Consider the following 22,995-nt stretch of genomic DNA (forward strand, 5'->3'; position numbering starts at 1 on the left):
GATCATGAAGCCGGTGCCCGACGTGGGGTCCACGACCGCCACGCCGGGCCCGGCCCCGTCCCCGTCCCGCCTGCGCCGACTCGCCAGGGCCGTGCTGCCCGGTCCCGCTCCCGGCGCCAACGGAGCGGCCATGTACCGCCGTTGGTGGCTGCCGTGGCTGTGGACCGCCCCGGCGATCGCGTGCGCGGTCGTCTTCGGGGTGTTCCCGTTCCTCAACACGGTCCTGCTGTCGTTCACCAACGCCAAGCCGCTGGGCGGCACCGCGGGTTTCGTCGGACTCGACAACTACACGCGGATGCTCCAGGACGACGACTTCTGGCTCGCCACCCGCAACAGCATCCTGTATGCGGTGATCGTGGTGCCGCTGATGGTGCTGCTGCCGCTGATGCTGGCCGTCCTGGTGGAGAAGAACCTTCCGGGCATCGGCTTCTTCCGGTCCGCCTTCTACACGCCGGTGCTGGCGTCCAGCGTGGTCGTCGGCCTGAGCTGGCAGTGGCTTCTCGCGGACGACGGGCTGGTCAACACCTGGCTGGAGAAGGCCCACTTGATCAAGTCGGCCATCCCCTTCCTCTCCGACTCCTGGCTGATCCTGCTGTCCGCGATGGGCCTGACCCTGTGGAAGGGCCTCGGCTGGTACATGGTCTTCTACCTGGCCGCCCTCGGGAACGTGCCCAAGGAACTGCACGAGGCCGCGCAGATGGACGGCGCCGGCGCGGTGCGCCGCTTCTGGCACATCACGATTCCAGGGGTCCGGCAGGCCATGATGCTCGTCGGCACCCTGACCGGCATCGGCTCGCTCAGGGTCTTCACCGAGATCTACATGCTCGGCAGCTCCACCGGCGGCCCCGGCGGCGCCGACCGCACCCTGCCCTTCTACATCCGGGACGTCGGCCTGGACCCGATCACCGGCAACGCGGGTTACGGCTCGGCCGTCAGCGTGGCCCTGTTCGCGCTGACGCTGGGGCTGACCCTGCTGGCGCAGCGTCTGACCAAGGAGGACGAGTCATGACGACGAGCGCCGTCGAGACCAAGGGCCGTCGCCTGATGCCGCGTTGGCGTGACTACGGCCGCCCGCGCGAGCTCTTCGTCCGTTACCTGCTGCTCCTCCTGGTGCTCGGCCTTACCGTGGGCCCGCTGCTGTGGCAGCTGCTGGCCTCCCTGAAGGGCACGAGCGAGGACGTCTTCGGCGCGGACGCCACCCTGCTGCCGCACCACCCGACCCTGCGCGCCTACCGGACGGTCTTCGACCAGGTGCCGGTGTGGTCGTACATCAAAAACAGCCTGATCGTGGTCGCCCTGTCGATCACCAGCCAGCTGGTCTTCTCCACGACGGCCGGCTACATGCTCTCCAAGCCCGGCTGGAAGGGCCGCAAGGCGGTCTGGGTGGTGCTGATCGCCTCGATGATGTTCCCCTTCGAGTCGATCATGGTCTCGCTGTTCATCAGCATCCGCGACCTGGGCCTGGTCGACAGCCTGGCCGGCGTGTGGCTGCCCGGGTTCGTCGGAGCCATCAACGTCCTCCTCATGCGCGGCGCGTTCCTCGCGGTCCCGCGCGAGATCGAGGACTCGGCGATGCTGGACGGCGCGAACGAGTGGCAGCGCTTCCGGTACCTGTACCTGCCGTCCGCGTGGGGCGCGATCATGGTGGTCGTCATCAACACGTTCATCAGCGCCTGGGACGACTTCCTGTGGCCGCTGATCGTGCTGCGCTCGGAGAGCAACATGACGCTGACGCTGGGCCTTTCCCGGCTCCAGTCGTCGTCGTTCGGCTACGACCAGCGGATGGTCATGGCCGGTTCGGTGATCTCGGTGATCCCGGTCCTGGTGCTGTTCGTGATCACCCAGCGGTGGTTCTACAAGGGCGTGTCGTCGGGGGCCGTCAAGATCTGACCCCGGGCCGCGAGCGCCTCCCGTGCGGACGCGGCGACCCTGATCTCGACCGTGCCGCTGATGCCTTCCAGCGGCACGGTCACCGTACGGCTCTCGCCCGGAGCCAGGCCGACACCCTCGAACGCGCACAGTTCGAGGGTGCGCGGCCAGGTGGGGGCGATCAGTCGGCGGAGGTACACCTGGACCACCGAACGCCCGTACCGCCGACCGGTGTTGGTCACATCGACGGTCACGGTCCCGCCTGCGGTCCGCGGTGTGCCGTAGGCGAAGCTCGTGTACGACAGCCCGTGCCCGAAGGAGTACCGCGGCTCGGCGCTCTCGTCCACGTAGCCGCCGTACTCGGTGTCCTTGTGGTTGTAGTAGACGGGGAGCTGGGCCGCCGAGCGCGGCACGGAGACCGGCAGCCGGCCAGTCGGCTCCGCGAGCCCGAGCAGTACCTCGGCGATCGCCTCGCCGCCCCAGGGGCCGGGGTACCAGGCGGTGAGCAGGGCGGGCGCGGTGTCGGGCAGTACGTGCGGGCGGCCCTGGACCAGTACCACCGCGGTGGGGGTGCCCGTCGCCACGACGGCGTCGAGGAGCGCGTACTGGGCGGCTCCCAGCCGCAGTCCGGCCAGGTCGACGCCCTCGCCGCAGGTCATCTCGGAGACCGCCTTGAGCGCGGCCCCGTTGGCGTCGAACTCGGTGTCCGTCGTCCGGGCGCTGCTGCCGCCGAGGACCAGCACGGCGAGGTCGGACGCGGCGGCCTCGGCGATCGCCGCCGGGATGCCGGAGAGGTCCGTGCCGGTGAGGGTGCAGCCGGGGGCGTGCCGGATGTCGAGGCCGGGCGGGGCGAGCCGGCGCAGGGCGTCGAGGACACTGCTGCCGGTTCCGGGGCGCTGCGGGGCCGTGTAGTCGCCCGACTGGTGGGCGGTGGTGGCGGCTTGGGGGCCGAGGACGGCGATCCGGGAGACGTTCTCGCCGATCGGGAGCACGCCGTCGTTGCGCAGGAGGGTGACGGCGGCCCGGGCGATGTCCTTGCTGAGCTCCGCGCCACCGGCCGGCAGGGGTGTGGTCGGGTGGTGGCGGTCGAAGAGGCCCAGGCGGAACTTGAGACCGAGGACGCGGGCCACGGCGGCGTCGAGGACGGTCTCCTTGACCAGCCCCCGCTCGACCGCCTCCTCCAGATGTGTGAAGCCCTCGTCCCAAAGGCTCAGGTCCACACCGGAGTTGAGGGCGAGGGCGCCCGCGGTGACCTTGTCGCCGGTGATCCGGGCCAGCCGGTCGACGGCGAGGCCGTCCGCCATGACGAGCCCGTCGAAGGCCCACTCCTCCCGCAGCAGCCCGGTGAGCAGGGCGCGGTTGCCGGAGCAGGGCATGCCGTCGACCTCGTTGTACGCGGACATGACGGCGGCGGCGCCGGCGCGGACACCGGCCCGGGCGGCGGGGAGGTGGATCTCGTGCAGCTCGCGCCAACCCAGCTCGGACTCGGCGGAGTTGCGGCCGCCGACGGTGGCGCCCTGCCCGGCGAAGTGCTTGAGGACCACGGGGGCTTTGTCGGGGGCGAAGACGCCGTCGACCGGGGAGCCCTGCATGCCCCGGACCAGCGCCTCCGTCAGCCGGGCGGCCAGGTGGGGGTCCTCGCCGAAGCACTCCTCGGTACGGCCCCAGCGCGGGTCGCGGGCGATGTCCAGGGCCGAGACGAGGGCGATGTGGCCGCCACGGGCGCGCAGTTCGGCGGCGGCGTGGGCGGCGGCCCGCTCGTACAGGCCGGGGTCCCAGGTGGCGCCGACGGCGAGGTTCACGGGCAGGACCGTGCCGTCGAGGGCCATGAGGCCGTGCGGGACCTCCTCGACGAACAGCGCGGGGATGCCGAGGCGGCTCCGGTGCACGACGTGCCGCTGTACGAGTTCGGCGAGGGCGGCCCCGTCCTGAGCGCCGGGTCCGTTCCCGTGGTCGACGCCGGACCAGGCGTCGGCGCGCTGGAGGCCGTACAGGGCGCCGAGTCCCTCGAAGCGGTCGGTCTCGGCGTGCAGGGCCTCGGTGAGCTCGAAGCCGCCGTCGGGGGTGCGGCGGTAGGCGTCCCAGCCGTACATCCGCTGGTTGAGCTGGCCGACCTTCTCGCGCAGGGTCATCCGGGCGAGGAGGTCCTGGACGCGGGCGTCGGTCGGGGCGGTGGGGTCGCGGTACACGGCGTCGCTCACGGCAGGAGCGCCAGCCGTGCGAGGGCGACCGCGCCGGGGCGGCCGTCGGCCACCCAGTCCAGGCTCAGGCCGTGGGAGTGCAGCCGTTCGGCGAGCAGGGCGGTGAGCGGCCCCTCGGGACCGAGGAGCCCGCCGGTGGCGACGATCCGCTCGCCGGGGCGCGGTTCCAGCGCCCGTACGGCCACCAGCAGGTGGTCCGCCGCCTCATTGAGGATCGTCTCGGCCACGGCGTCCTTCTCGGCGGCCGCCTCGGCGACCAGCGGGGCGAAACGGGCCAGCCGGATCGGCGGATCGGCCATCACGGCGGGCAGCAGATGGCGGCGGAAGTCCTCACGCCGGGCGCGCTCCCAGCCGGGGACGCCGGTCGGGTGGGCTCCGGTACCGGGCGGCGGGACGGCGCCGCCATGGTCGTACGAAGGGATTCCGCCCTTGGGGAGGACGTCGACCGGCAGGCCCAGGGTGCGGCCGACCCAGCCGGCGAGGACGGTCGGACGGCCGCGGCCGTCGGCCATGCGCAGGGCCGCCCGGACCGCGCTGCGGCCGATCCAGAAGCCGCTGCCCTCGTCGCCGAGGAGCCAGCCGTCGCCGTCCACGGTGGTCGTGGCACGCCGGTCGGTGATGCGCATGGCGACCGCGCCCGTGCCCGCGACCAGCGCGAGGCCGTCGGCGGGGGTGCCGGGGGCGGCGGCGAAGGCGGCCTCGATGTCGCTGCACACGCCGACCCGGTCGGCCGGGATGCCGAGACGGGTCAGGGCCCCGGTGAGGGCGGTGCGGGCCCTGCGGGTGCCGGGGTCCTCCTCGGAGGCTGCCGTGGCGCCCGCGAAGCCGCCGGTCACGGCCGCGATCCGGGTGCGCACCGCGTCAGGTGCCACACCGGCCAGCGCCTCGGTGAGGTGGTCGGTGAGCTGCGGGACCGGGACCGTCATGGCGTTGCCCGGGCCGCCGGTGCTCTCGCCCAGTACCCGGCCGTCGTCGGCGGCGGCGAGGACCGCGCGGGTGCGGGTGCCGCCGGCATCGAGGCCGACGACCAAATCTTGGTTCAAATCATTACCCATCGACGACTATGGTGATTGATACATTCGCGCAGGACAAGGGCCCGGCCCGAGGAGGATCCCATTCCCACGCTCCGCTTCGGCGTCAACTACACGCCCCGCCACGGCTGGTTCCACGCCTGGCACGACTTCGATCCGGCCCGCACCCGCGACGACCTGGCCCAGATAGCCGGGCTCGGCCTCGACCACGTCCGGGTCTTCCACCTCTGGCCGCTCCTGCAGCCCAACCGCACCCTGATCCGCGCCGCCGCCGTGGACCAGCTGGCGCAGCTGGTCGACCTGGCGGCCGAGGCGGGCCTCGACGTGCTGGTGGACGGCGTGCAGGGCCATCTGTCGAGCTTCGACTTCTACCCGGAGTGGACCCGCAGCTGGCACCACCGCAACGTCTTCACCGACCCGGAGGCCATCGCCGCCCAGGCGGAGCTGCTGCGCACCCTCGGCCGCGCCCTCGCCGGCCGCCCCAACCTCATCGGCCTCCAGCTGGGCAACGAGCTCAACAACCTGATCGAGCACAACCCGGCCACGCCGGCGGAGGTCGACCACTACCTGGACGCGCTGCTGGCGGCCGCCCGGGAGGGCCTAGGCCCGGACGGCGGCCTGGTCACCCACTCCGCGTACGACGCGGCCTGGTACGGCGACGACCACCCCTTCACCCCCGAGGCCTCGGCCCGCAAGGGTGACGTCACCACCGTCCACCCCTGGGTCTTCTCGGGCGGCTGCGCGAGCCTCTACGGCCCCCGCTCCCCCGAGGTCCTGCACCTCGCCGAGTACGGCACGGAACTCGCCAAGGCCTACGCCGAGACCCCGTCCCGCCCCGTCTGGGTCCAGGAGACGGGCGCCCCCGAACCCCACATCCCGGCCGCCGACGCCCCGCCCTTCGCCCGCGAGACGATCCTCAACGCGGCGGGCTGCACGGACCTGTGGGGTGTGACGTGGTGGTGCTCCCACGACGTGGACCGGTCCCTGGCGGACTTCCCGGAGCTGGAGTACACGCTGGGGCTGTTCGACGCGCAGGGCCGGCCGAAGCCGATCGCCGAGGCGGTGGCGGCGACGATCGCCGAGCTGCGGGCGGGGCCGTCGTCGGCCGAGCCGCGCGACACGGCCCTGGTCCTGGACTGCACGCCGTCCACCCGTTCAGTCTCGGGCCCGGGCGGGGCCTACTTCGAGGAGTGGATGCGGCTGCGGCAGCAGGGAGTGCGCCCTGCGGTGGTGCTGGCGGAACGGGCGGAGGACGCCGGACATCTCGCGGCGCGTGGGATCAAGAAGGTCATCGGTGAGGGGTTCTAGGGGCGCGGGGCCGTGCCCCCCGCCCACCCGCGGCGGAGATCACCGCGCTCCGGCCAGCACCTCCGCCACCGCCCGCAGATTGACCTTCCCCCGCCCGTAGGAACACAGCGCACCCCCGTCCGGCAGCCCCGTGGCGACCTGGACCGCCCCGGGCCGCCGGGCCACCAGCGCATCCCGCAGACGGCCCTGCCAGGGATACAGCCCCGCGTCACACGTGGCCACGACCAGCGGCGCGCCTGCGGCCTTGGCCAGGATCCCCTGGACCAGGCCGTCCAGGTCCACCGGCTCCCCGGCCACCGCCGTCCCCGTGGCCGTCGGGTCGACGGCCAGGACCTCGGTCAGCAGATCCTCCCCGCCCCAGTTCAGCGCCGGATGCGGGGAGGGGAACAGGTCGACGACATGCGCCCCCGGCACGGCGTCCGGCGCCGCCTGCCCCCGTACCGCCCGCCGGGCCGCCTCCAGCCCCGCTCCCTCGTCCCATACGGCGATCTCGTCGGCCGGCGTCGCATACCGCTCCACGAGCCGCTGCACCCGCCCGGCGGCCTCCCGGACCCGTTCCTCGCCCAGCACCCCGTCCCGCAGCGCCTCCAGCACCGCGTCCCGGCACTCCAGGGTGACCGCCAGATCGGCCACGGCGACGATGACCTGGTCCGCCCCGGCCGCGAGGGCGATCCGCGCGCCCGCGGCCTCCCCGTACAGGTCGGAGATCGCCTTCATCTCCAGCGCGTCGCTGACCAGCACCCCGTCGAAGTCGAGTTCGTGCCGCAGCAGATCCCTCAGGATGCGCCGGCTGAGCGTGGCCGGCCGGTTGGCGTCCAGCGCCGGGAAGACGACGTGCGCGCTCATCACCATCGGCACGCCCGCGGCGATCGCGGCCCGGAAGGGTTCGAGGTCGAGTTCCTCGTACGGGCGTGGGTCGACGGCGAGTTCGTGGTGGCTGTCGGTGAGGGTGCCGCCGTGGCCCGGGAAGTGCTTGGCGCAGGAGGCGATGCCCCGCGCATCGGTGGCCGCGATCCAGGCGCCGAGGTGCCGGGAGACCAGCGCGGTGTCCTCACCGAAGGCACGGGTGCGCACGATGGGGTTGTCGGCCTGGCGCTGGACGTCGGCGACGGGCGCGTAGGAGGCGGTGATGCCGAGGGTGGCCAGATGGCCGGCGAGGGCGTCGGCGCAGCGGGCGGTGAGGGCCGGGTCGTCGACGACGCCGAGGGCGTAGGAGCCGGGGACCTCGGGGGCGCCCGCGGCGACCAGGTGGCCGATGCCGCCGCCCTCGTTGTCGATGGCCACCAGCAGGTCGGGGCGCAGGGCGCGCAGGGTGTCGGTGAGCCGGCGGACCTGTTCCGCGTCGCGCACGTTGCGGGTGAACAGGATGACTCCGCCGAGCCCGCGGTCGATGAGCCGCTTGAGGGTGTCGGGGACGGCCGTGGTGCCTTCGAACCCGGCGACGAGGCAGCGGTGGGCTGCCTCGTCGAGGTCGACGGGGAGGGCGGTGCGGGCAGACGGGCGCTCGGTGTGGGTCACCCCTGGAATCCTCTGGCTCACTCAGCCGAAAGTCAACATACCAACGGTTCGGTCATTCATCGGCCCGCTCCCAGCCCAGCCCGTCGGCCGAGGCCACGAGGTGGTCCGGCGCGGCGGGCGCGGTGCCGTCGAGCGGGCCGCCGTAGAGCGCCTGCTCCTGGAGGTCGTTGCCGGTCCGGAAGGTCTCGCCGACGATCCGGGTGGACAGCAGGGGGTTCGTCCGCTCGTCCGGGGCCGCCAACCGGCCCACCGCGCCGTCCAGTTCGGCCGCCGCCGCGCTCCACCGGTCCCCGAGCCGCCGCGGCCCCAGCACCGCCGTGTCACCGGAGACCAGTCCGCCCGCCAGTTCGGCGAAGGCCGCCGCCTCGGTGCTGTCTACCTTCGTCACCTTCTTCGCGGACCAGAAGTACGACTCGTCGTTGCGCTCCATGTCGTAGAAAGCGATGAGGAACTCGTAGAAGACCCCGTACTCGCGCCGGTAGCGCGCCTCGAACTCGGCGAAGCCGCGCTCCTCGGGCACCCTGCCGTCGAGCGCCGAGTTGACCGCGCGGGCCGCCAACAGGGCGCCGTAGGTGGCCAGATGGACACCGGAGGACAGCACCGGGTCCACGAAGCAGGCGGCGTCGCCGACGAGCGCCATGCCGGGCGTCCAGAAGGACGTCCGCCAGTACGACCAGTCCTTGCGCACCCGCACCCGGTCGTACGGCGGCTCGGTCGCGGCCGGTACCCCGTCGAGCAGCTCGGCGACCTCCGGGCAGGCGCGGATCATGTCCTGCCAGGCGGCTCGCGGGTCCCGCTGGACGGCCGGGGTGTGCTCGGGCGAGATCACGGCGCCGACGCTGGTCAGGTCGTCGCGCAGCGGGATGTACCAGAGCCAGCCGGCGTCGAACGCGGCGCAGAAGATGTTGCCCCGGTTCGGTTCGGGGAGCCGGCGGCCGCCCGCGAAGTAGCCGAACACCGCGAGGTTGCGGAAGAAGTCGGAGTACACCCGCGTCCCGCCCACCCCTGAGTGCACCCGGCTGGTGTTGCCGGACGCGTCGATGACGTGACGGCCGTACGCCGTACGGGAGGTGCCGTCCCTGTCGGTGTACTCGACCCCGCGCACCCGCTCCTCGTCGGCGACGATCCGGCGCACCGGGCTGCCCTCGCGCACCTCGGCGCCGACGCGGGCGGCGTTGCGCAGGAGGATCTCGTCGAACCGGGAGCGCTCCACCTGGAAGGCGGTCGCCGTGGGTTCGGGCAGCCGGGGCGTCATGGCGAAGGAGAACTGCCAGGGCTTCGGGTCGCGCCCCCAGCGCAGGGTGCCGCCGCGTTTGAGGGTGAACCCGGCCGCGGCGACCTCGTCGGCGACACCGAGGATGCCGCACACGCCGTGCACGGTCGCGGGCAGCAGCGACTCGCCGATCTGGTACCTCGGGAAGGTCTCCCGCTCCAGCAGCAGCACGCGGTGCCCGCGCATCGCGACGGCGGCCGCGGCGGTCGAGCCGGCGGGCCCGCCACCGACGACGATCAGGTCGTACTCGGGGTTCATCCGGGACTCCAGTTCTCGGTCGGGGTCGGAGGCGGGGTCGGTTGCCGGGCGCGGGTCACGGGGTTACGGGTTACGCGGGTCCTGGGCCTGCGCGGTCAGCCAGGCACGGATGGCCGCGGCCGTGGAGCCGGCGTCCTGGTGGACGACGGAGTAATGGTCACCGGGAACGTCGGCGGCCTCGTGGGGCAACGGCCAGTGCGGCAGCCAGTCGGCGTCGGGATCGGCCCGCCGCATCTCGGCGGTCGGACGGCCGCGGAGCAGGAGCGTGGGTACGGGCGGAGTCTCGGGTGTCGGGACGGAAGGTGGGCCGGGGGCGGGCCCGGGCGGGGTCCCGGGCGCAGGCTCGGGCCGGGCCCCGGGCTGCCATCCCTCCAGGACGCGCGCGTAACCGCCGCCCGCGATCAGCAACGAGTCGTCGAACCCCTCGACCACGTCCTCCGGCAGAGCGGCGCCTGCGGCCATCAGGGCGAGGGCGCGGGCGTCTCCGCGCTGGAGCACGCCCGCGTGGGTGTCGATCAGGACGACACCGGCCGGTGGCTGCCCCGCGGTCGCCAGGTGGCGGGCCACCTCGTGGGCGATCACGCCACCGGCGCAGTAGCCGGCCAGCACGACGGGGCCGCTGCGGGCGATCTCGCGCACCGCGTCGGCGTGCGTCCGGACCAGCGTCTCCATGGAGTCCGGCACCGCCCTGCCGTCCCCGAATCCGGGGTGTTCCAGCAGGTACACGTCCCGTTCCCCGGCGAACTGCCGGGCCAGTCCGGTGGGGACGCGGTGGAAGGGTGCGAGGTAGTCGGGGAGGTAGGCGAGCGCCGCCGCACGCCCCGCGGTGCCGCCCCGGGCGAGTCGGACGGGTCCGACGCCATGCCGGGCGCGGTCGGCCGCGGTGAAGGACGGCAGGGCGTACGAGGCGACGTACCGCAGGGTCATCGCCTCCAGCGGACCCCGCTCGCGCAGGACACGGTGGTAGAGGGTGCTGAACCGGTAGGCGGAGGAAGGGACTTGGGCCGCCGTGTCGGTCACCGGGGTGTCGTCCGACTCCTCGGACTCCCCCGAGTCCGGCAGCGCGCCCGCTTCTCCCAGCGCGGCGAGAATGTGCGCCGACAGCCCCTCCAGCGTCGGGTGTTCGAGGACGACCGCCGGCGCCAGCCGCACCCGGGTGAACGCGCTGAGCCGGTTGCGGAACTGAAGGGCCGTCAGCGAGTCGAACCCGAGCTGCCCGAACTCCCGGTCGGCCGGGAACGCGTCCGCGTCCGGGAAGCCGAGCACCAGGGCCAGTTCGGCACGGAGCAGACCGGCCAGCACACCCGCCCGCTCGGCCTCGGGAGCCGCGGCCAGCCTCTTGCGCCAGGCACCGGGAGCCTGGTCGGCCGCCGGGGACACGGCGACCGGGGCCTGGCGCGCCGGAAACAGGTCCGTGAGCAACGGCGGGGGCGAGCCGTTCGCCGTCGCGCGGGCGAACGGGACGGGCACCAGCACCGGTGCCGCCGTGCGCAGCGCGGAGTCCAGCAGTTCGACACCCTCCTGCTCGGTGATCGCGGGCACCCCGCCGTCGGCCGGCAGGTGCGGTGCGACCCGGCCCGCCATGCCCTCGTCGTGCTCGGTGGTCCAGGGGCCCCAGGCGAGGGACCGCGCGGGCAGCCCGCGGGCGGTCCGGTACTCGGCGAGCGCGTCGAGGAAACCGTTGGCGGCCGCGTAGTTGGACTGCCCCGGCCGGCCCAGCACACCGGCGGCCGAGGAGTACAGCACGAACGCGGACAGCCCGAGGTCCCTGGTCGCCTCGTGCAGATGCCAGGCGGCGTCCGCCTTGGGGGCCAGCACGTCGGCCACCCGCTCCGGGGTCATGCCGTCCACGATCCCGTCGGCCACCACGCCGGCGAGATGGAACACGCCGGTCAGGGGCGGTGCGCAGGACTCGACCAGCTCGGCGACGGCAGCCCGGTCGCTCACGTCACAGGCCACCACCCGTACATGCGCGGGCAGTTCGGCCGCCCAGCCGGGGGTACGGCCGTTGCGGCTCGCCAACAGCAGGTGCCGGGTGCCGTGTTCGGCGACGAGATACCGGGCGAGGCTCGCGCCGAGCGCGCCCGTTCCGCCGGTGATCAGCACGGTCCCGTCGGGGTCGAGCGCGGGCGCGGCGGTGGTCCCGGGCTCCGTGGGGACGAGCCTGGGCACCAGGACCGCGCCGTCATGCAGGGCGAGTTGGGGTTCGCCGGTGCGCAGGGCCGCGTCCAGTGCGTCGGGCATGGCGGTGCCTGCGCGAAGGTCGACCTGCACGATCCGGCCGGGGTGCTCGGACTGCGCGCTGCGCACGAAGCCGGCCACCGCCGCCTGTGCCGGGTCCGGGTCGTCCCCGGTGGCGTGCCGGGTGAGTACCAGCAGGCGGCCGGGACGGGCGTCGGTGACCCAGTCGCGGACCCGGGCGAGGGTGGCGGTGACGAGATCCCGGGCCCGGCCCGGCAGGTCCTCGCGGGACTGGTTCAACAGGTCCGCCGTGTCCAGCAGTTCGTGCCTGGTGTCGGCGTGCCCGGTTCCCGTGGCGGGCCGCCAGGCCACCGTGTACAGCTCGGTGGGCCGGACCTTCATCACCCGGGTGACCAGGGATTCGACGGTGGCCAGCGGCTGCCCGTCCGGGCCGGTCAGCGTCACCCGTACCTCGTCGGCCCCGAGTCGCTCCAGCCGTACCCGCGCGGCGGTGGCGCCGGTCGCGTGCACCGTCACGCCGGTGCACGCGAGCGGCACCCGCGCCTCGCCGGGCCCCTCGGCCAGCAGCGCCGCGTGCAGAGCGGCGTCGAACAGCGCGGGATGCAGGGTGTACGAGCCGGTGTCCGCCGCCTCCCGCGGCCGTAGCGCCACCTCGGCGAACGTCTCGGTGCCGCGCCGCCAGAGCCTGCCGACCGCGCGGAAGGCGGGCCCGTAGTGGTGGCCGTACGCGGCGAGCCGCCGGTAGTCGACGGCGACCTCCTCGGCGCCGGCGGGCGGCCACGACAAGTCCGGAGCAGTCGCGACCGGTGCCCCGGCCGGGGCGGCCACCGCACTGGCATGGCGCGTCCACGACCCGGCCGACCGTGCCGCCCACACGGTGACCGGACGGTTCCCCTCCTCGTCCGGGGCGTCCGCGACGACCTGGACGCGCACCTCGTCGGACGCGGGCAGCACCAGCGGCTCGTGCAGGATCAGTTCGGACAGCCGCAGCGGACCCTTCGCCACGCCCGCCCCGGCGGCCCTGAAGGCCAGCTCGGCGAAGACCGCCGCGGGCACCAGCACCCGGTCGCCGATCACATGGTCCGCGAGCCAGGGCCGCCGCGCGGTGGACAGCACACCGCTGTACCGGGTCGCGGGGCCGTCGGCGTCCGGCTGCGCCTCGCCGAGCAGCCCGCGGTCGTCACCGCCGGCCTTGCCGCCGGTGTCGAGCCAGTAGCGCTGCCGCTGGAAGGGGTACGTCGGCAACGGCCGCCGCCGTGCACCGGTCCCGGCGTACACGGCCCGCCAGTCCACCGGCACGCCGTGGACGTGCAGCTCCGCGAGCGCCACGGCCGTCTCGGCGCCGGGTGTGAACAGCGCCCCGGAGTCCGGCTCGACGCACTCCCCGGCCGCCGCGCTCAGCGTCGCCGACGGCCCCGCCTCCACGTACGCCGTCACCCCGGCCCGCGCCAGCCACCGCACCGCGTCGGCGAACCGCACGGTCTCGCGCGCCTGCCGTACCCAGTACTCGGCGGTCCGCATCGCGTCCGGCTCCGGGCGGCCGGTCAGCGTCGACACCACCGGCAGGGCGGGCCGGTGCCAGGTGACCGACTCGGCGACCTTCCGGAAGCGGTCCAGCATCGGGTCGAGCAGCGGCGAGTGGAAGGCGTGCCCGACCTGCAACCGGGTCGCCGTACGTCCGAGCCGATCGACCAGGGCGGACACCGCCTCTTCCGCTCCGGACAGCACCACGGACTCGGGCCCGTTGACCGCCGCGACGGCGACCCGGGCGTCGGGCACCTCGTCGAGCTGCTTCACGACGTCCGCCAGCGGTGCCCGTACTGCGAACATCGCGCCGCCCGCGGGCAGTTCGGCCATCAGACGGCCGCGCGCGGCCACCAGCCGTACCGCGTCGGACCGGGAGAGGACGCCCGCGATGTGCGCGGCGGCCAGTTCGCCGATCGAGTGGCCGACCAGGAAGTCCGGCCGTACCCCGCAGTCGGCGAGGAGGGTGTGCAGCGCGACCTCGTAGGCGAACAGGGCGGGTTGGGCGTAGTCGGTGCGGTGCAGAAGACGGCTGTCGGGGTCGTCGATCACCTCGCGCAGGGGGCGGTCGAGCAACGGGGTGAACGTGTCGCACAGTTCGGTGAAGGCGGTGGCGAACACGGGGTGAGCGGCGGCGAGTTCGCGCCCCATGCCGGTCCGCTGGGCGCCCTGGCCCGCGCACAGCAGCGCCACCTTGGTGGTGCCGCGTGCGGTGCCCTTGCGGACTGCGGGACTGTCGATGCCGTCGGCCAGCTCCCGCAGCCCGGCGAGCAGTCCGTCGGTGTCCGTGGCCAGCACGGCTGCGCGGCGCTGGAGCGGTGCGCGGGTGGTCGCGAGCGAGTACGCGACGTCCAGGGCGGCCGCCTTCCCCTCCACGTCGGCGAGCGCGTCCGCCAACTCGCGGGCGTGGGCGCGGAGTCCGGCCTCGTCGCTGCCGCCGACCAGCCAGGGGGTGACGGTGCCCGGACCCGGGCGGACGTGGTCGCGCTCCTCCCCGGCTTCCTCCGTCTCGCGGACGGCCTCCTCGATGATCACGTGCGCGTTGGTCCCGCCGATCCCGAACGACGAGACCGCCGCCCGTCGCGGCCGGTCGCGTTCCGGCCAGGGCCGGGCCCGGTCCAGCAGCCGCACCGCCCCCTCGGACCAGTCGACGTGCGGCGACGGCTGCTCCGCGTACAGCGACCTGGGCAGTTCGCGGTGGCGCATCGCCTCGATCATCTTGATGACGCCGGCCACCCCGGCCGCGGCCTGGGTGTGCCCGAAGTTCGACTTGACCGAGCCGAGCCACACCGGGTCGCCGGGGTCGCGGTCCTGGCCGTAGGTGGCGAGCAGGGCGCCCGCCTCGATGGGGTCGCCGAGCGCGGTCCCGGTGCCGTGCCCCTCGACGACGTCGACATCGGCCGTGCCGAGCCCGGCGTCGGCCAACGCCAGCCGGATCAGCTCCCGTTGGGCCTCGCCGTTGGGGGCGGTGAGGCCGTTGGAGGCGCCGTCCTGGTTGACGGCGGAGCCGCGCAGCACCGCCAGGACCGGATGGCCGTTGCGGCGGGCGTCCGACAGCTTCTCCAGCAGCACCAGGCCGCCGCCCTCGGCCCACGCGGTGCCGTCCGCGCCGTCCGCGAAGGACCGGCAGCGGCCGTCCGCCGACAGCCCGCGCTGCCGGCTGAACACCACGAACGGTTTCGGACTGGCCAGCACGGTCACCCCGCCGGCCAACGCCAGCGTGCACTCGCCCGCGCGCAGGGCGGCCGCGGCCAGGTCCATCGCGACCAGGGACGACGAACAGGCGGTGTCGACGGTCAGGGCGGGGCCGCGCAGGCCGAGCACGTAGGAGATCCGCCCGGAGGCCACACTGCCGGACGAGCCGACGCCGATGTGCGACTCCAGCGCGTGCTTGGAGACCCCGCCGCCGTATCCGCCGTGCATCAGACCGACGTAGACGCCGGTGGCGCTGCCGCGCAGCGAGGGCGCGGGGATGCCCGCCCGTTCCAGCGTCTCCCAGGCGACCTCGAGCAGCAGCCGGTGCTGCGGGTCCGTGGCGGTGGCCTCGCGCGGCGAGATGCCGAAGAACAGCGGGTCGAAGTCGGCCGCGTCGGTGAGAAAGCCCCCGCGTCGGGTGTACGTCGTCCCGAGCCGGTCGGGGTCGGGGTCGTACAGGGCGTCGACGTCCCAGCCCCGGTCGGTGGGGAACTCGCCGGTGGCGTCCACACCGTCGGACACCAGCCGCCAGAGGTCCTCGGGCGAGCCGACCCCGCCCGGGTAGCGGCAGCCGACGGCCACGATCGCGATGGGCTCGGCGGCGGGCCCGCGGCGCGGGTGCGCCGTCTCCCGGGCGCCGCCGTGGAGGCGTTCGTCCAGGTGGGCGGCGACGGCGGCGGGCGTCGGATGGTCCCAGACCAGGGTGGCGGGCAACCGCAGCCCGGTACGGAGACCGAGCCGGTGCCACAGGGTCATCGCCCCCATGGAGCTGAGCCCGAGGTCGGTGAAGGCGGTGTGGGGGTCGATCGCCGAGGCATCGGTGACGGGAGCCTCACGGCCCACGTCCGCCGGGGCGGATGCGGAGCCCCCGCCGGCCAAGGCACCGTCCTCCCCGGAGGCCGACGTCACCGCACCCACCGCACCCCCCGCCCCCGCCCCCGCCCCCGCCCCGCCGACGGCCGCCGTCTCCGCGCAGACCAGCTCGGTCAGCACCGCCCGCCGCTCCCCCGGCGTCCGGTCGGCGAGCCCCGCCAGGGTCTCCTCGGCCGGGCGGGCGGCGAGGCCCTCCCTCAGGACCGCCCGCCGGGGCTTGCCGGCCGCGGTGCGGGGGATGGCCGGGGTGAACAGGACCTCGTCGGGCACCTTGTGCGCGGAGAGCACCTCGGCGCAGACCCGCAGCAGAGCGCCCGTGTCGAGGGCTCCCTCCCCCGGTACGACGAACGCGACCGGAACCTCCCCGAGCAGCGGATGCGGTCGCGCCACCACGGCCGCGTCCAGCACTCCGGGCAGTGCGCGCAGCACCTGCTCGACCTCGACGGGGTCGACGTTCTCCCCGCCCCGGACGATCCGGTCGTTCGCGCGCCCGGTGACGGTCAGGTGTCCGTGCTCACCCCGGCGCCCCAGGTCACCGGTGCGGTACCAGCCCTCGGCGGCCGCCCCCGCCCCGTCGCGGTAGCCGAGCATGACGCCGGGACCGCGCACCCAGATCTCGCCCTCACCGCTCTCGGTCTCCGCCCCGGTCCCGGGATCGACGAGCCGCACTTCCATGCCGGGCAGCACGGCCCCGCTGCTGCCCCGCACCCGCGGCCCCGTCAGCGACTCCATCGCGATCTTGCCGCAGGTCTCGGTGCTGCCGTACCCGTCGAGCAGCGGCGCCCCGAGCCGTTCCTCGACCCGCTCCCGCAGCTCCGGCGCACTCGGCGCCCCGGCGGTGACACACACCCGCAGCGAGGGCACCTCACCCAGTCCGGTGTCGAGCAACTGCTGGTAGGTGAGCGGTACTCCGCCCAGCACGGTCGGCGCGAACTCCTCGATCAGCCGTACCAGCGCGGCCGGTTCCCGCACCGCCGTGATCCGTGCGCTGCCGCCCGCCACGGTGGTGCCGAGCACACAGAGCGAGTGGGCGTAGGTGTGCGCGAGCGGCAGCGGCCACAGCAGCCGGTCGTCCGCCGAGAGCCCCAGCCGGGGCACATAGCAGGCGACCGGCGACCAGAGCGCGGAGCGCTGACTGGCGACGGCGGCCCTGGGGGTGCCCGAGGTGCCGGAGGTGTAGAGCAGCCAGGCGGGCTCGTCCAGCCCGAGATCGTCACACGGCCGAGGTGAACTCCCCTCCGCGACAAGGTCGTCGAAGCACGCGACGCCGTCCGGCACCGGTCCCTCCCCGGTGACGACCAGTCGCGGCGACCGCTCCCCGACCACACTGGCGATCCGCGCCAACTGCCGCCGGTCGACGACCAGTACGTCCGGATCGCAGTCGGCGAGCAGCGCCGCGAGCTCGGCGTGGGTCCCGCGCGGGCTGAGCGGCACGCCGACCGCACCGGCCCGTACGGTGGCCAGCAGCCCCTCGACCAGCTCCACGCTGTTGTCGAGACAGAACGCCACCCGGGCCCCGCGCTCCACACCGAGCGCCCCCGCCAACCGCCGTGTCCGGAGCTCCAGTTCGGTCCAGCTCACCTGCCGCCGGTCATCGGCGAACGCGACCTTCCCGCCGTACCGCGAGGAGTTCCCCACCAGCAGCTCCGCCACGGGCCGGACCTCGGCCACTCCCCCGACACGCATCCGGGCCTCCCTCTGGATCACCGAATCCGCACCGTATCCCGCCCGCGTGCCGCACACCGCATCGCAAAGGGTGTGCAGGTGGCCGGAGTTGATCGGTCGGTGCCGGGGAACCGGCGAGCGGCCGAGCTCCATGTGCCGCATCGCCCCCGGCGTTCAAGGGCCGATGCGGCACCCCCGTCACCCGGCGCCCGTCACCCCGCCAGGGCCGGCCACCCCGCGGAGGCCGGCGTCACGGCCGCCGGCGCCGCGGCCGTCACCGCGCACGGTCCCCACCGCCCGGTACGCACCCGGGAGAACCTGGCCAGAACCGCCGCCCCCACGGCGGGGACCACGGGCAGCCCGGTCCAGAACACCACGACCGCGGCCACCCCGAGCAGGGCCGGCACCAGGGCCCGGGCGTTCCCGCTGCTCACGGAGCGGGAACGGGACGTCCTCGGCCTGCTCCCGCTCAGCCCTCACGCTCCGTCAACCGCAACGAGATGCTGTTGATGCAGTACCGCTGGTCCGTGGGGGTCGGATACCCCTCGCCCTCGAAGACGTGCCCGAGATGCGAGCCGCAGCGGGCGCAGCGGACCTCCGTGCGCACCATTCCGTGCGAGCGGTCCTCGATCAGTTCGACCGCGTCGGTGTCCTTCGGGTCGTAGAAGGAGGGCCAGCCGCAGTGGGACTCGAACTTCGTGGTGGAGGTGAACAGTTCGGCACCGCAGGCGCGGCAGGAGTACACGCCGGTGGTCTTGGTGTCGGTGTACTCACCGGTGAAGGCGGGTTCCGTCCCGGCCTGGCGGAGTACGGCGTACTCGGCCGGGCTCAGCTCCGCACGCCACTGCTCGTCCGGCTTTTCGACGTCGTACGACATGAAGCTCAGCCCCTTACTTCGCGAGACGGTCCAGGATCAGCGGGCCGAGGTCGGTGACATCGCCCGCGCCCATGGTGAGAACGAGATCACCGGCCTTCGCCATTCCCGCGACCACGTCCGGCACGTCCGCCTTGTCGTGGACCGGCGTCACGTCCGCGCCCGCGGCCCGCGCCGCCTGGATGATCAGTTCGCTCGTCACCCCGGGGATCGGGTCCTCGCGGGCCGGGTAGATGTCCAGGACCAGCGAGCCGTCCGCGAGTGCGAGGGCGTCGCCCATCTCCTTGCCGAGCTCCTGGGTCCGCGAGAACAGATGGGGCTGGAAGACGACCAGGATGCGGGCGTCGCCGGCGGCCGCGCGCATGGCCTCCAGGTCCGCCGTCATCTCGGTGGGGTGGTGGGCGTAGGAGTCGATGACCTGCACCCCGGCCGCCTCGCCCTTCAGCTGGAGGCGGCGCTTGACGCCGGGGTACGCGGCCAGGGCGGGGGCCAGCTCGGCGGCGGGGACCCCGAGCGCCACGCCCGCGGCGAGCGCGGCGACCGCGTTGTGCGCGTAGTGGCGGCCGGGCACGGAGACGGTGAAGGTGAGCGGCGAACCGTCCAGCTCGACGGTGACCTCGCTCTTGAGGCCCTGGGGGACGACGGAGAGGACGCGCACGTCGGCGTCCTCGGCGTCGCCGTACGTCACCACGCGCGCGCCGCTCGCAGTGACCCGGCGGGTCAGCTCCCGGGCGCCCTCGTGGTCCGCGTTGACCACCAGCGTGCCGCCCTCGACGACCCGGCCGACGAACGTCTCGAAGGACTCGTAGATCTCGTCCATCGACGCGTAGTTGGCGTGGTGGTCGAGCTCGACGTTGAGGACGATGGCGACCTCGGGGGCGTACTTGTGGAAGCTGCGGTCCGATTCGTCCGCCTCGGCGACGAAGATCTCGCCCTCGCCGTGCAGGGCGTTCGAGCCGGGGGCGTCCAGGTCGCCGCCGATGGCGTACGACGGCTTCAGGCCCAGCTCGGACAGGGAGACCGCCAGCATCGAGGTGGTGGTCGTCTTGCCGTGCGTGCCGGCGACCGCGATCGGCCTGAGGCCGTCCATCAGCGAGGCGAGGGCGTCGGACCGGTGCACGACCGGGATGCCGAGCTCGGCGGCGCGGGCCAGTTCGGGGTTGTCGGCCCGGATCGCCGAGGACACCACGACACAGGTGGCGTCGGACGCCAGGTGCCCGGCCGCGTGTCCGATGTGCACGGTCGCTCCGAGCGCGCGCAGCGCCTCCGCGGTCGCCGACTCCTTGGCGTCGCTGCCGGCCACCTTCGCCCCGCGCTGCGCGAGGATCTTCGCGATCCCCGACATCCCGGCCCCACCGATCCCGATGAAGTGCGGTCGGTCCATGGCGGTAGGAAGGCCGGGTGCCATGCGTGTGTCTCCCCAAAGTGGTGCGGTACGGATGCGGGCTCAGCCTATGCCTTGCTGTGCGAGAACAGCTTCAGCACCGGTACGCCCACCTTGTGACGTGCGCGGGAGGCCCAGTCGCGGTGGAAGAACTCCTCGACGTAGTGGGGGTCGGTCAGCACGATCACCTCGTCCGCGCGGATCTCGTCGACCAGGGACTTCAGCGCGTCCAGGGGGTGGTCCTCGATGAGCCGCCCCTCCGCCTCGCTCCCGGAGGCCCTCAGGGCCTGCAGGGACACCTCGAGGGCCTGCTCCCCGACCCCCTTCGCGGCCTCGCCCTCGGGCGTCTCCCGCTCCCGTACGGCCTCGTCCAGCTCGCCCAGCGCCACGTCGTCGATGGCCCGCAGCAGACGGTCCGCCTGGTCCCCCCGCGGCTGGAGCAGCACATGGAAGGCGACCGGCTCGTCGCCGTGCAAGGTGGTGACGAACTCCACGTCGGCGGACGTCAGGGCCTTCTCGATCATCAAAACGCTTGTGAACACCGGGCGTCCCCTTCTCTGCGTTCTGCGGAAACCATCCTGCCCCGTGATCGCACGGGTACTGCCGGATTCAGTGTGCCCGCCGGAAGCCAACCGGAACGGCATATTCCGCCGATGTCGGGACCAGCGGTACCCATCGAACCCTTATCCGGACGGTCATGGCCTGCGGTACCTGCTGAAGAGGAATCCGTCCTCCTCCAGCAGGGAGTCCAGTACGAACCGCGACGGGACCGCCACCGACGGTCCCCCGGCGATCCGCTGCGCGTCCCCCGCGGTGAGCATCGGGGACAGGGTCAGACACAGCTCGTCGAGCACCCCGGCCGCCACCAGCTGCCCGAGCAGCCGGGGGCCGCCCTCGGTCAGCAGCCGGGTGTGCCCCAGCTCGGCGAGCGCCCGTACGGCCCGCGCGGGGTCCACCCCGACACCGTCCCCGGCGATCACCACCCGCGCGCCGGCCTTCTCGGCCGCGGCGATCCGGTCCGGGGCGGCCGCCGCGCCCGTGAGGATCAGCGTGGGCACCAGGGGCGAGGTGTACAGCGGGAGCGAGAAGTCCAGGTCCAGGCTGGCGGTGATCACCGCGATCGCGGGGACCGGGGCCTGTCCGGCCGCCTCCCGCATCGCCGCGAACTCGTCCCGCACGCGTGCGGGCCGGTAGCCCTCCTGCCGGACCGTTTCCGCACCGGCGATCACCACGTCCGCCAGCGCCCGCAGCGTCCCGAAGATCCGCATGTCGGTCGCGTTGGAGATGGGGTGCGAGCGGCCGTCGTGCTGGGCGGCCCCGTCGATCGTGGAGACCATGTTGGCGCGCAGCCACACCTCGGGGGTCCCGGGCCCGGGTCCCAGCTCGGGATAGGCGTACGCGGCGGCCAGCTCGGCGAGGCTCCAGTCGGGGCCGGCCTCGCCTTCGGGGCTCCGGATCGCTGTCTGGTCGGTCACAGGGAACAGGCGTCGCATGTCGTGCAGTGTGGCACGGCCCTTAGCATGGTGAACCGTGTCTACTTCCCCCGCCGCGTCCGGGTTCGGCTCGATGACCGACGCCGCCCCGCTGTCCCTGTGCGACCGTGAGCCGCACGTCCCCGCGGACCGGCTGGTCGCCGAGATGGTGCCGCCGCCGCGGTTCGACTCGGTGCGCTTCGACACGTACATCCCGGACCCGAACCAGCCCAGCCAGACCGAGGCCGTCCAGGTCCTCGCCGGTTTCGCCGCGGGCCTCGGCGGCGCGCACGCGGTCGGCGGCGGCAGGCGCGGCTTCCTCGGACTCGGCAGGTCCAGGGCCCCGAAGACCCCGGCGGGCCCCCGCGGTGTCTACCTCGACGGCGGCTACGGCGTCGGCAAGACCCACCTGCTGGCCTCCCTGTGGCACGCCACCCCCGCCGAGCCCTCCCTGAAGGCCTTCGGCACCTTCGTCGAGCTGACCAACCTGGTCGGCGCCCTCGGCTTCCAGAAGACGGTCCAGACACTCTCCGGCCACCGCCTCCTGTGCATCGACGAGTTCGAACTGGACGACCCGGGCGACACCGTCCTGGTCTCCACACTGCTCGGCAAGCTGGTCGACGCGGGCGTGGCGCTCGCCGCCACCTCCAACACCCTGCCGGGCAAGCTCGGCGAGGGCCGCTTCGCGGCCGCCGACTTCCTGCGCGAGATCCAGGGCCTTTCGGCACACTTCCGCCCGCTGCGCATCGACGGCGAGGACTACCGCCACCGCGGGCTGCCCGAGGCGCCGGCGCCGTTCGCCGCCGAGGAGGTCACCAAGGCGGCGTACGCCACCGAGGGCGCCTCGCTCGACGCCTTCCCGGACCTGCTGGCCCACCTCGCCAAGGTCCACCCCAGCCGGTACGGCGCCCTGACCGACGGTCTGAGGGCGGTCTGCCTCACCAACGTGCAGCCGGTGCCGGACCAGTCGACGGCGCTGCGGCTCGTGGTGCTCGCCGACCGTCTCTACGACCGCGAGGTGCCGGTGCTGGCCTCCGGGCTGCCGTTCGACCGGCTGTTCAGCGAGGAGATGCTGAACGGCGGGTACCGCAAGAAGTACTTCCGCGCGATATCCCGCCTCACCGCGCTGGCGCGCGACGCCAAGGGTCTCGTCGCCTAATCACAGCGAAACCTCGCACGTCAAGGGCCAGTTCGCGTCAGCGACCCGGCACGCTTCAGCCTCTCTTCAGCCGGAAACGTTAAGTTAACCCAGCAAACGACTTTGCCGAGTTAAGGTGTTTCTTGACCGACCGTTGACCAATGGTTGGTCTGGACTAGAAGCGTGAACTGCCGAGAGGGGGGCGCATGTTCCGAGGTGCGACGGTACGGACCGTGGTAGCGGTCCTCGCCGCCGTTCTTCTGGCGCTCCCGTTCTTCGCACCGTCCGAGGGATTCGCAACCGCGCACACAGGACGTCAAGCCGAGGCCAAAGCTCAGACCGGAACCAAGCTCTCCGGCAAGCTGTCGCGCGCCGAGGCCTCCGGCAAGCGCAACTGCCACCACACCGGGGACCCGACCGGTCCCCTGCGCACCCGCGACCGGCACCGCGCCGTCGACTTCGCCCCCCAGGGGCCCGAGCGCCCACTGCCCGTTCAGGAGCAGGCGGCCGCGCCCGAGCGGGTCGCATCCGGCGAGTTCCCCCTGTCGAGACCCTCGACAGCCCATGCTCCGGCGGCACTTCAGGTTTTCCGCTGCTGACAGCAGAGCAGTCCCCCACCTCTGTTCCCCCACCTGTCATGTAAGCCGACGCGCCCTTCGGCGCGCCAGGTAACCCGACGCGCCCCCACGGCGCGCCAGGAGGAGTCACCA

The 22,995-nt window shown here is 73.6% G+C and carries 15 protein-coding genes; 5 read left to right on the forward strand and 10 right to left on the reverse strand.

From position 1 onward, the window contains the following. The first annotated feature begins 4 nt into the window (after positions 1-4). Together ACFYZ8_RS23000 and ACFYZ8_RS23005 are read left to right on the forward strand one after the other, a co-directional pair. A complete protein-coding gene (locus ACFYZ8_RS23000; RefSeq protein ID WP_388537358.1) occupies positions 5-1,009 on the forward strand; it encodes a carbohydrate ABC transporter permease in 1,005 nt (334 codons plus the stop codon). Then, positions 1,006-1,890, forward strand: coding sequence for a carbohydrate ABC transporter permease (locus ACFYZ8_RS23005; RefSeq protein ID WP_388537108.1), 885 nt, complete (start codon positions 1,006-1,008; stop codon positions 1,888-1,890). Before ACFYZ8_RS23000 ends, ACFYZ8_RS23005 begins: the two co-directional genes overlap by 4 nt. Here ACFYZ8_RS23005 and ACFYZ8_RS23010 read toward each other — a convergent pair. Next, positions 1,854-4,001: a glycoside hydrolase family 3 N-terminal domain-containing protein gene (locus ACFYZ8_RS23010; RefSeq protein WP_388537359.1), complete on the reverse strand. Its 2,148-nt coding sequence runs from the start codon at positions 3,999-4,001 to the stop codon at positions 1,854-1,856. The genes ACFYZ8_RS23005 and ACFYZ8_RS23010 overlap by 37 nt on opposite strands. A gap of 65 nt (positions 4,002-4,066) precedes the next feature. Further along, positions 4,067-5,125, reverse strand: coding sequence for an N-acetylglucosamine kinase (locus tag ACFYZ8_RS23015; protein WP_388537110.1), 1,059 nt, complete (start codon positions 5,123-5,125; stop codon positions 4,067-4,069). 15 nt (positions 5,126-5,140) lie between these two features. On the opposite strand from ACFYZ8_RS23015, the gene ACFYZ8_RS23020 reads away from it, so the two are divergent. Beyond that, a complete protein-coding gene (locus ACFYZ8_RS23020) occupies positions 5,141-6,409 on the forward strand; it encodes a glycosyl hydrolase (RefSeq protein ID WP_388537112.1) in 1,269 nt (422 codons plus the stop codon). Between the two features lie 39 nt (positions 6,410-6,448). Here ACFYZ8_RS23020 and ACFYZ8_RS23025 read toward each other — a convergent pair whose 3' ends face one another. The 8 genes from ACFYZ8_RS23025 to ACFYZ8_RS23060 form a co-directional block, all read right to left on the reverse strand. Then, positions 6,449-7,927: a glycoside hydrolase family 3 protein gene (locus tag ACFYZ8_RS23025; protein WP_388537114.1), complete on the reverse strand. Its 1,479-nt coding sequence runs from the start codon at positions 7,925-7,927 to the stop codon at positions 6,449-6,451. Positions 7,928-7,979: 52 nt separating this feature from the next. Further along, on the reverse strand, positions 7,980-9,458 hold the full coding sequence (locus tag ACFYZ8_RS23030; protein WP_388537116.1) for a tryptophan 7-halogenase: 1,479 nt from the start codon (positions 9,456-9,458) through the stop codon (positions 7,980-7,982). 63 nt (positions 9,459-9,521) lie between these two features. After that, positions 9,522-17,438 carry an SDR family NAD(P)-dependent oxidoreductase gene (locus ACFYZ8_RS23035; RefSeq protein ID WP_388537118.1) on the reverse strand — a complete coding sequence of 2,639 codons (7,917 nt, stop codon included), beginning with the start codon at positions 17,436-17,438 and terminating at the stop codon, positions 9,522-9,524. Positions 17,439-17,629: 191 nt separating this feature from the next. After that, complete coding sequence (locus ACFYZ8_RS23040; protein ID WP_388537119.1) at positions 17,630-17,851, reverse strand: hypothetical protein; 222 nt, start codon at positions 17,849-17,851, stop codon at positions 17,630-17,632. 35 nt (positions 17,852-17,886) lie between these two features. After that, the gene (msrB, locus tag ACFYZ8_RS23045) at positions 17,887-18,294 is read right to left on the reverse strand and encodes a peptide-methionine (R)-S-oxide reductase MsrB (RefSeq protein ID WP_388537120.1); all 408 of its coding nucleotides are present in this window, start codon (positions 18,292-18,294) and stop codon (positions 17,887-17,889) included. Positions 18,295-18,307: 13 nt separating this feature from the next. Continuing rightward, positions 18,308-19,699 carry a UDP-N-acetylmuramate--L-alanine ligase gene (murC, locus tag ACFYZ8_RS23050; protein ID WP_388537122.1) on the reverse strand — a complete coding sequence of 464 codons (1,392 nt, stop codon included), beginning with the start codon at positions 19,697-19,699 and terminating at the stop codon, positions 18,308-18,310. 44 nt (positions 19,700-19,743) lie between these two features. Continuing rightward, positions 19,744-20,217 carry an indole-3-glycerol phosphate synthase gene (locus tag ACFYZ8_RS23055; RefSeq protein ID WP_388537124.1) on the reverse strand — a complete coding sequence of 158 codons (474 nt, stop codon included), beginning with the start codon at positions 20,215-20,217 and terminating at the stop codon, positions 19,744-19,746. Between the two features lie 153 nt (positions 20,218-20,370). Beyond that, a complete protein-coding gene (locus tag ACFYZ8_RS23060) occupies positions 20,371-21,168 on the reverse strand; it encodes a pyrimidine reductase family protein (protein WP_388537126.1) in 798 nt (265 codons plus the stop codon). 73 nt (positions 21,169-21,241) lie between these two features. Between ACFYZ8_RS23060 and zapE the strand changes: the two genes are divergently transcribed. Continuing rightward, a complete protein-coding gene (zapE, locus tag ACFYZ8_RS23065; RefSeq protein WP_388537361.1) occupies positions 21,242-22,306 on the forward strand; it encodes a cell division protein ZapE in 1,065 nt (354 codons plus the stop codon). Between the two features lie 185 nt (positions 22,307-22,491). After that, positions 22,492-22,884, forward strand: a complete 393-nt coding sequence (locus ACFYZ8_RS23070) for a hypothetical protein (protein ID WP_359028895.1) — start codon at positions 22,492-22,494, stop codon at positions 22,882-22,884. The last annotated feature ends 111 nt before the right edge of the window (positions 22,885-22,995 follow it).

Origin of the sequence: Streptomyces sp. NPDC001668 (assembly GCF_042893155.1) — a bacterium.
GTDB lineage: Bacteria > Actinomycetota > Actinomycetes > Streptomycetales > Streptomycetaceae > Streptomyces.

Excerpts from the sequence above, each read along its gene's own strand:
- ACFYZ8_RS23000 (WP_388537358.1), top strand. The coding sequence starts at position 5 with ATGAAGCCGGTGCCCGACGTGGGGTCCACGACCGCCACGCCGGGCCCG.
- ACFYZ8_RS23005 (WP_388537108.1), top strand. The coding sequence starts at position 1,006 with ATGACGACGAGCGCCGTCGAGACCAAGGGCCGTCGCCTGATGCCGCGT.
- ACFYZ8_RS23010 (WP_388537359.1), bottom strand. The coding sequence starts at position 4,001 with ATGACCCTGCGCGAGAAGGTCGGCCAGCTCAACCAGCGGATGTACGGC.
- ACFYZ8_RS23015 (WP_388537110.1), bottom strand. The coding sequence starts at position 5,125 with ATGGGTAATGATTTGAACCAAGATTTGGTCGTCGGCCTCGATGCCGGC.
- ACFYZ8_RS23030 (WP_388537116.1), bottom strand. The coding sequence starts at position 9,458 with ATGAACCCCGAGTACGACCTGATCGTCGTCGGTGGCGGGCCCGCCGGC.
- ACFYZ8_RS23035 (WP_388537118.1), bottom strand. The coding sequence starts at position 17,438 with ATGCGTGTCGGGGGAGTGGCCGAGGTCCGGCCCGTGGCGGAGCTGCTG.
- msrB (WP_388537120.1), bottom strand. The coding sequence starts at position 18,294 with ATGTCGTACGACGTCGAAAAGCCGGACGAGCAGTGGCGTGCGGAGCTG.
- murC (WP_388537122.1), bottom strand. The coding sequence starts at position 19,699 with ATGGCACCCGGCCTTCCTACCGCCATGGACCGACCGCACTTCATCGGG.
- ACFYZ8_RS23060 (WP_388537126.1), bottom strand. The coding sequence starts at position 21,168 with ATGCGACGCCTGTTCCCTGTGACCGACCAGACAGCGATCCGGAGCCCC.
- zapE (WP_388537361.1), top strand. The coding sequence starts at position 21,242 with ATGACCGACGCCGCCCCGCTGTCCCTGTGCGACCGTGAGCCGCACGTC.
- ACFYZ8_RS23070 (WP_359028895.1), top strand. The coding sequence starts at position 22,492 with ATGTTCCGAGGTGCGACGGTACGGACCGTGGTAGCGGTCCTCGCCGCC.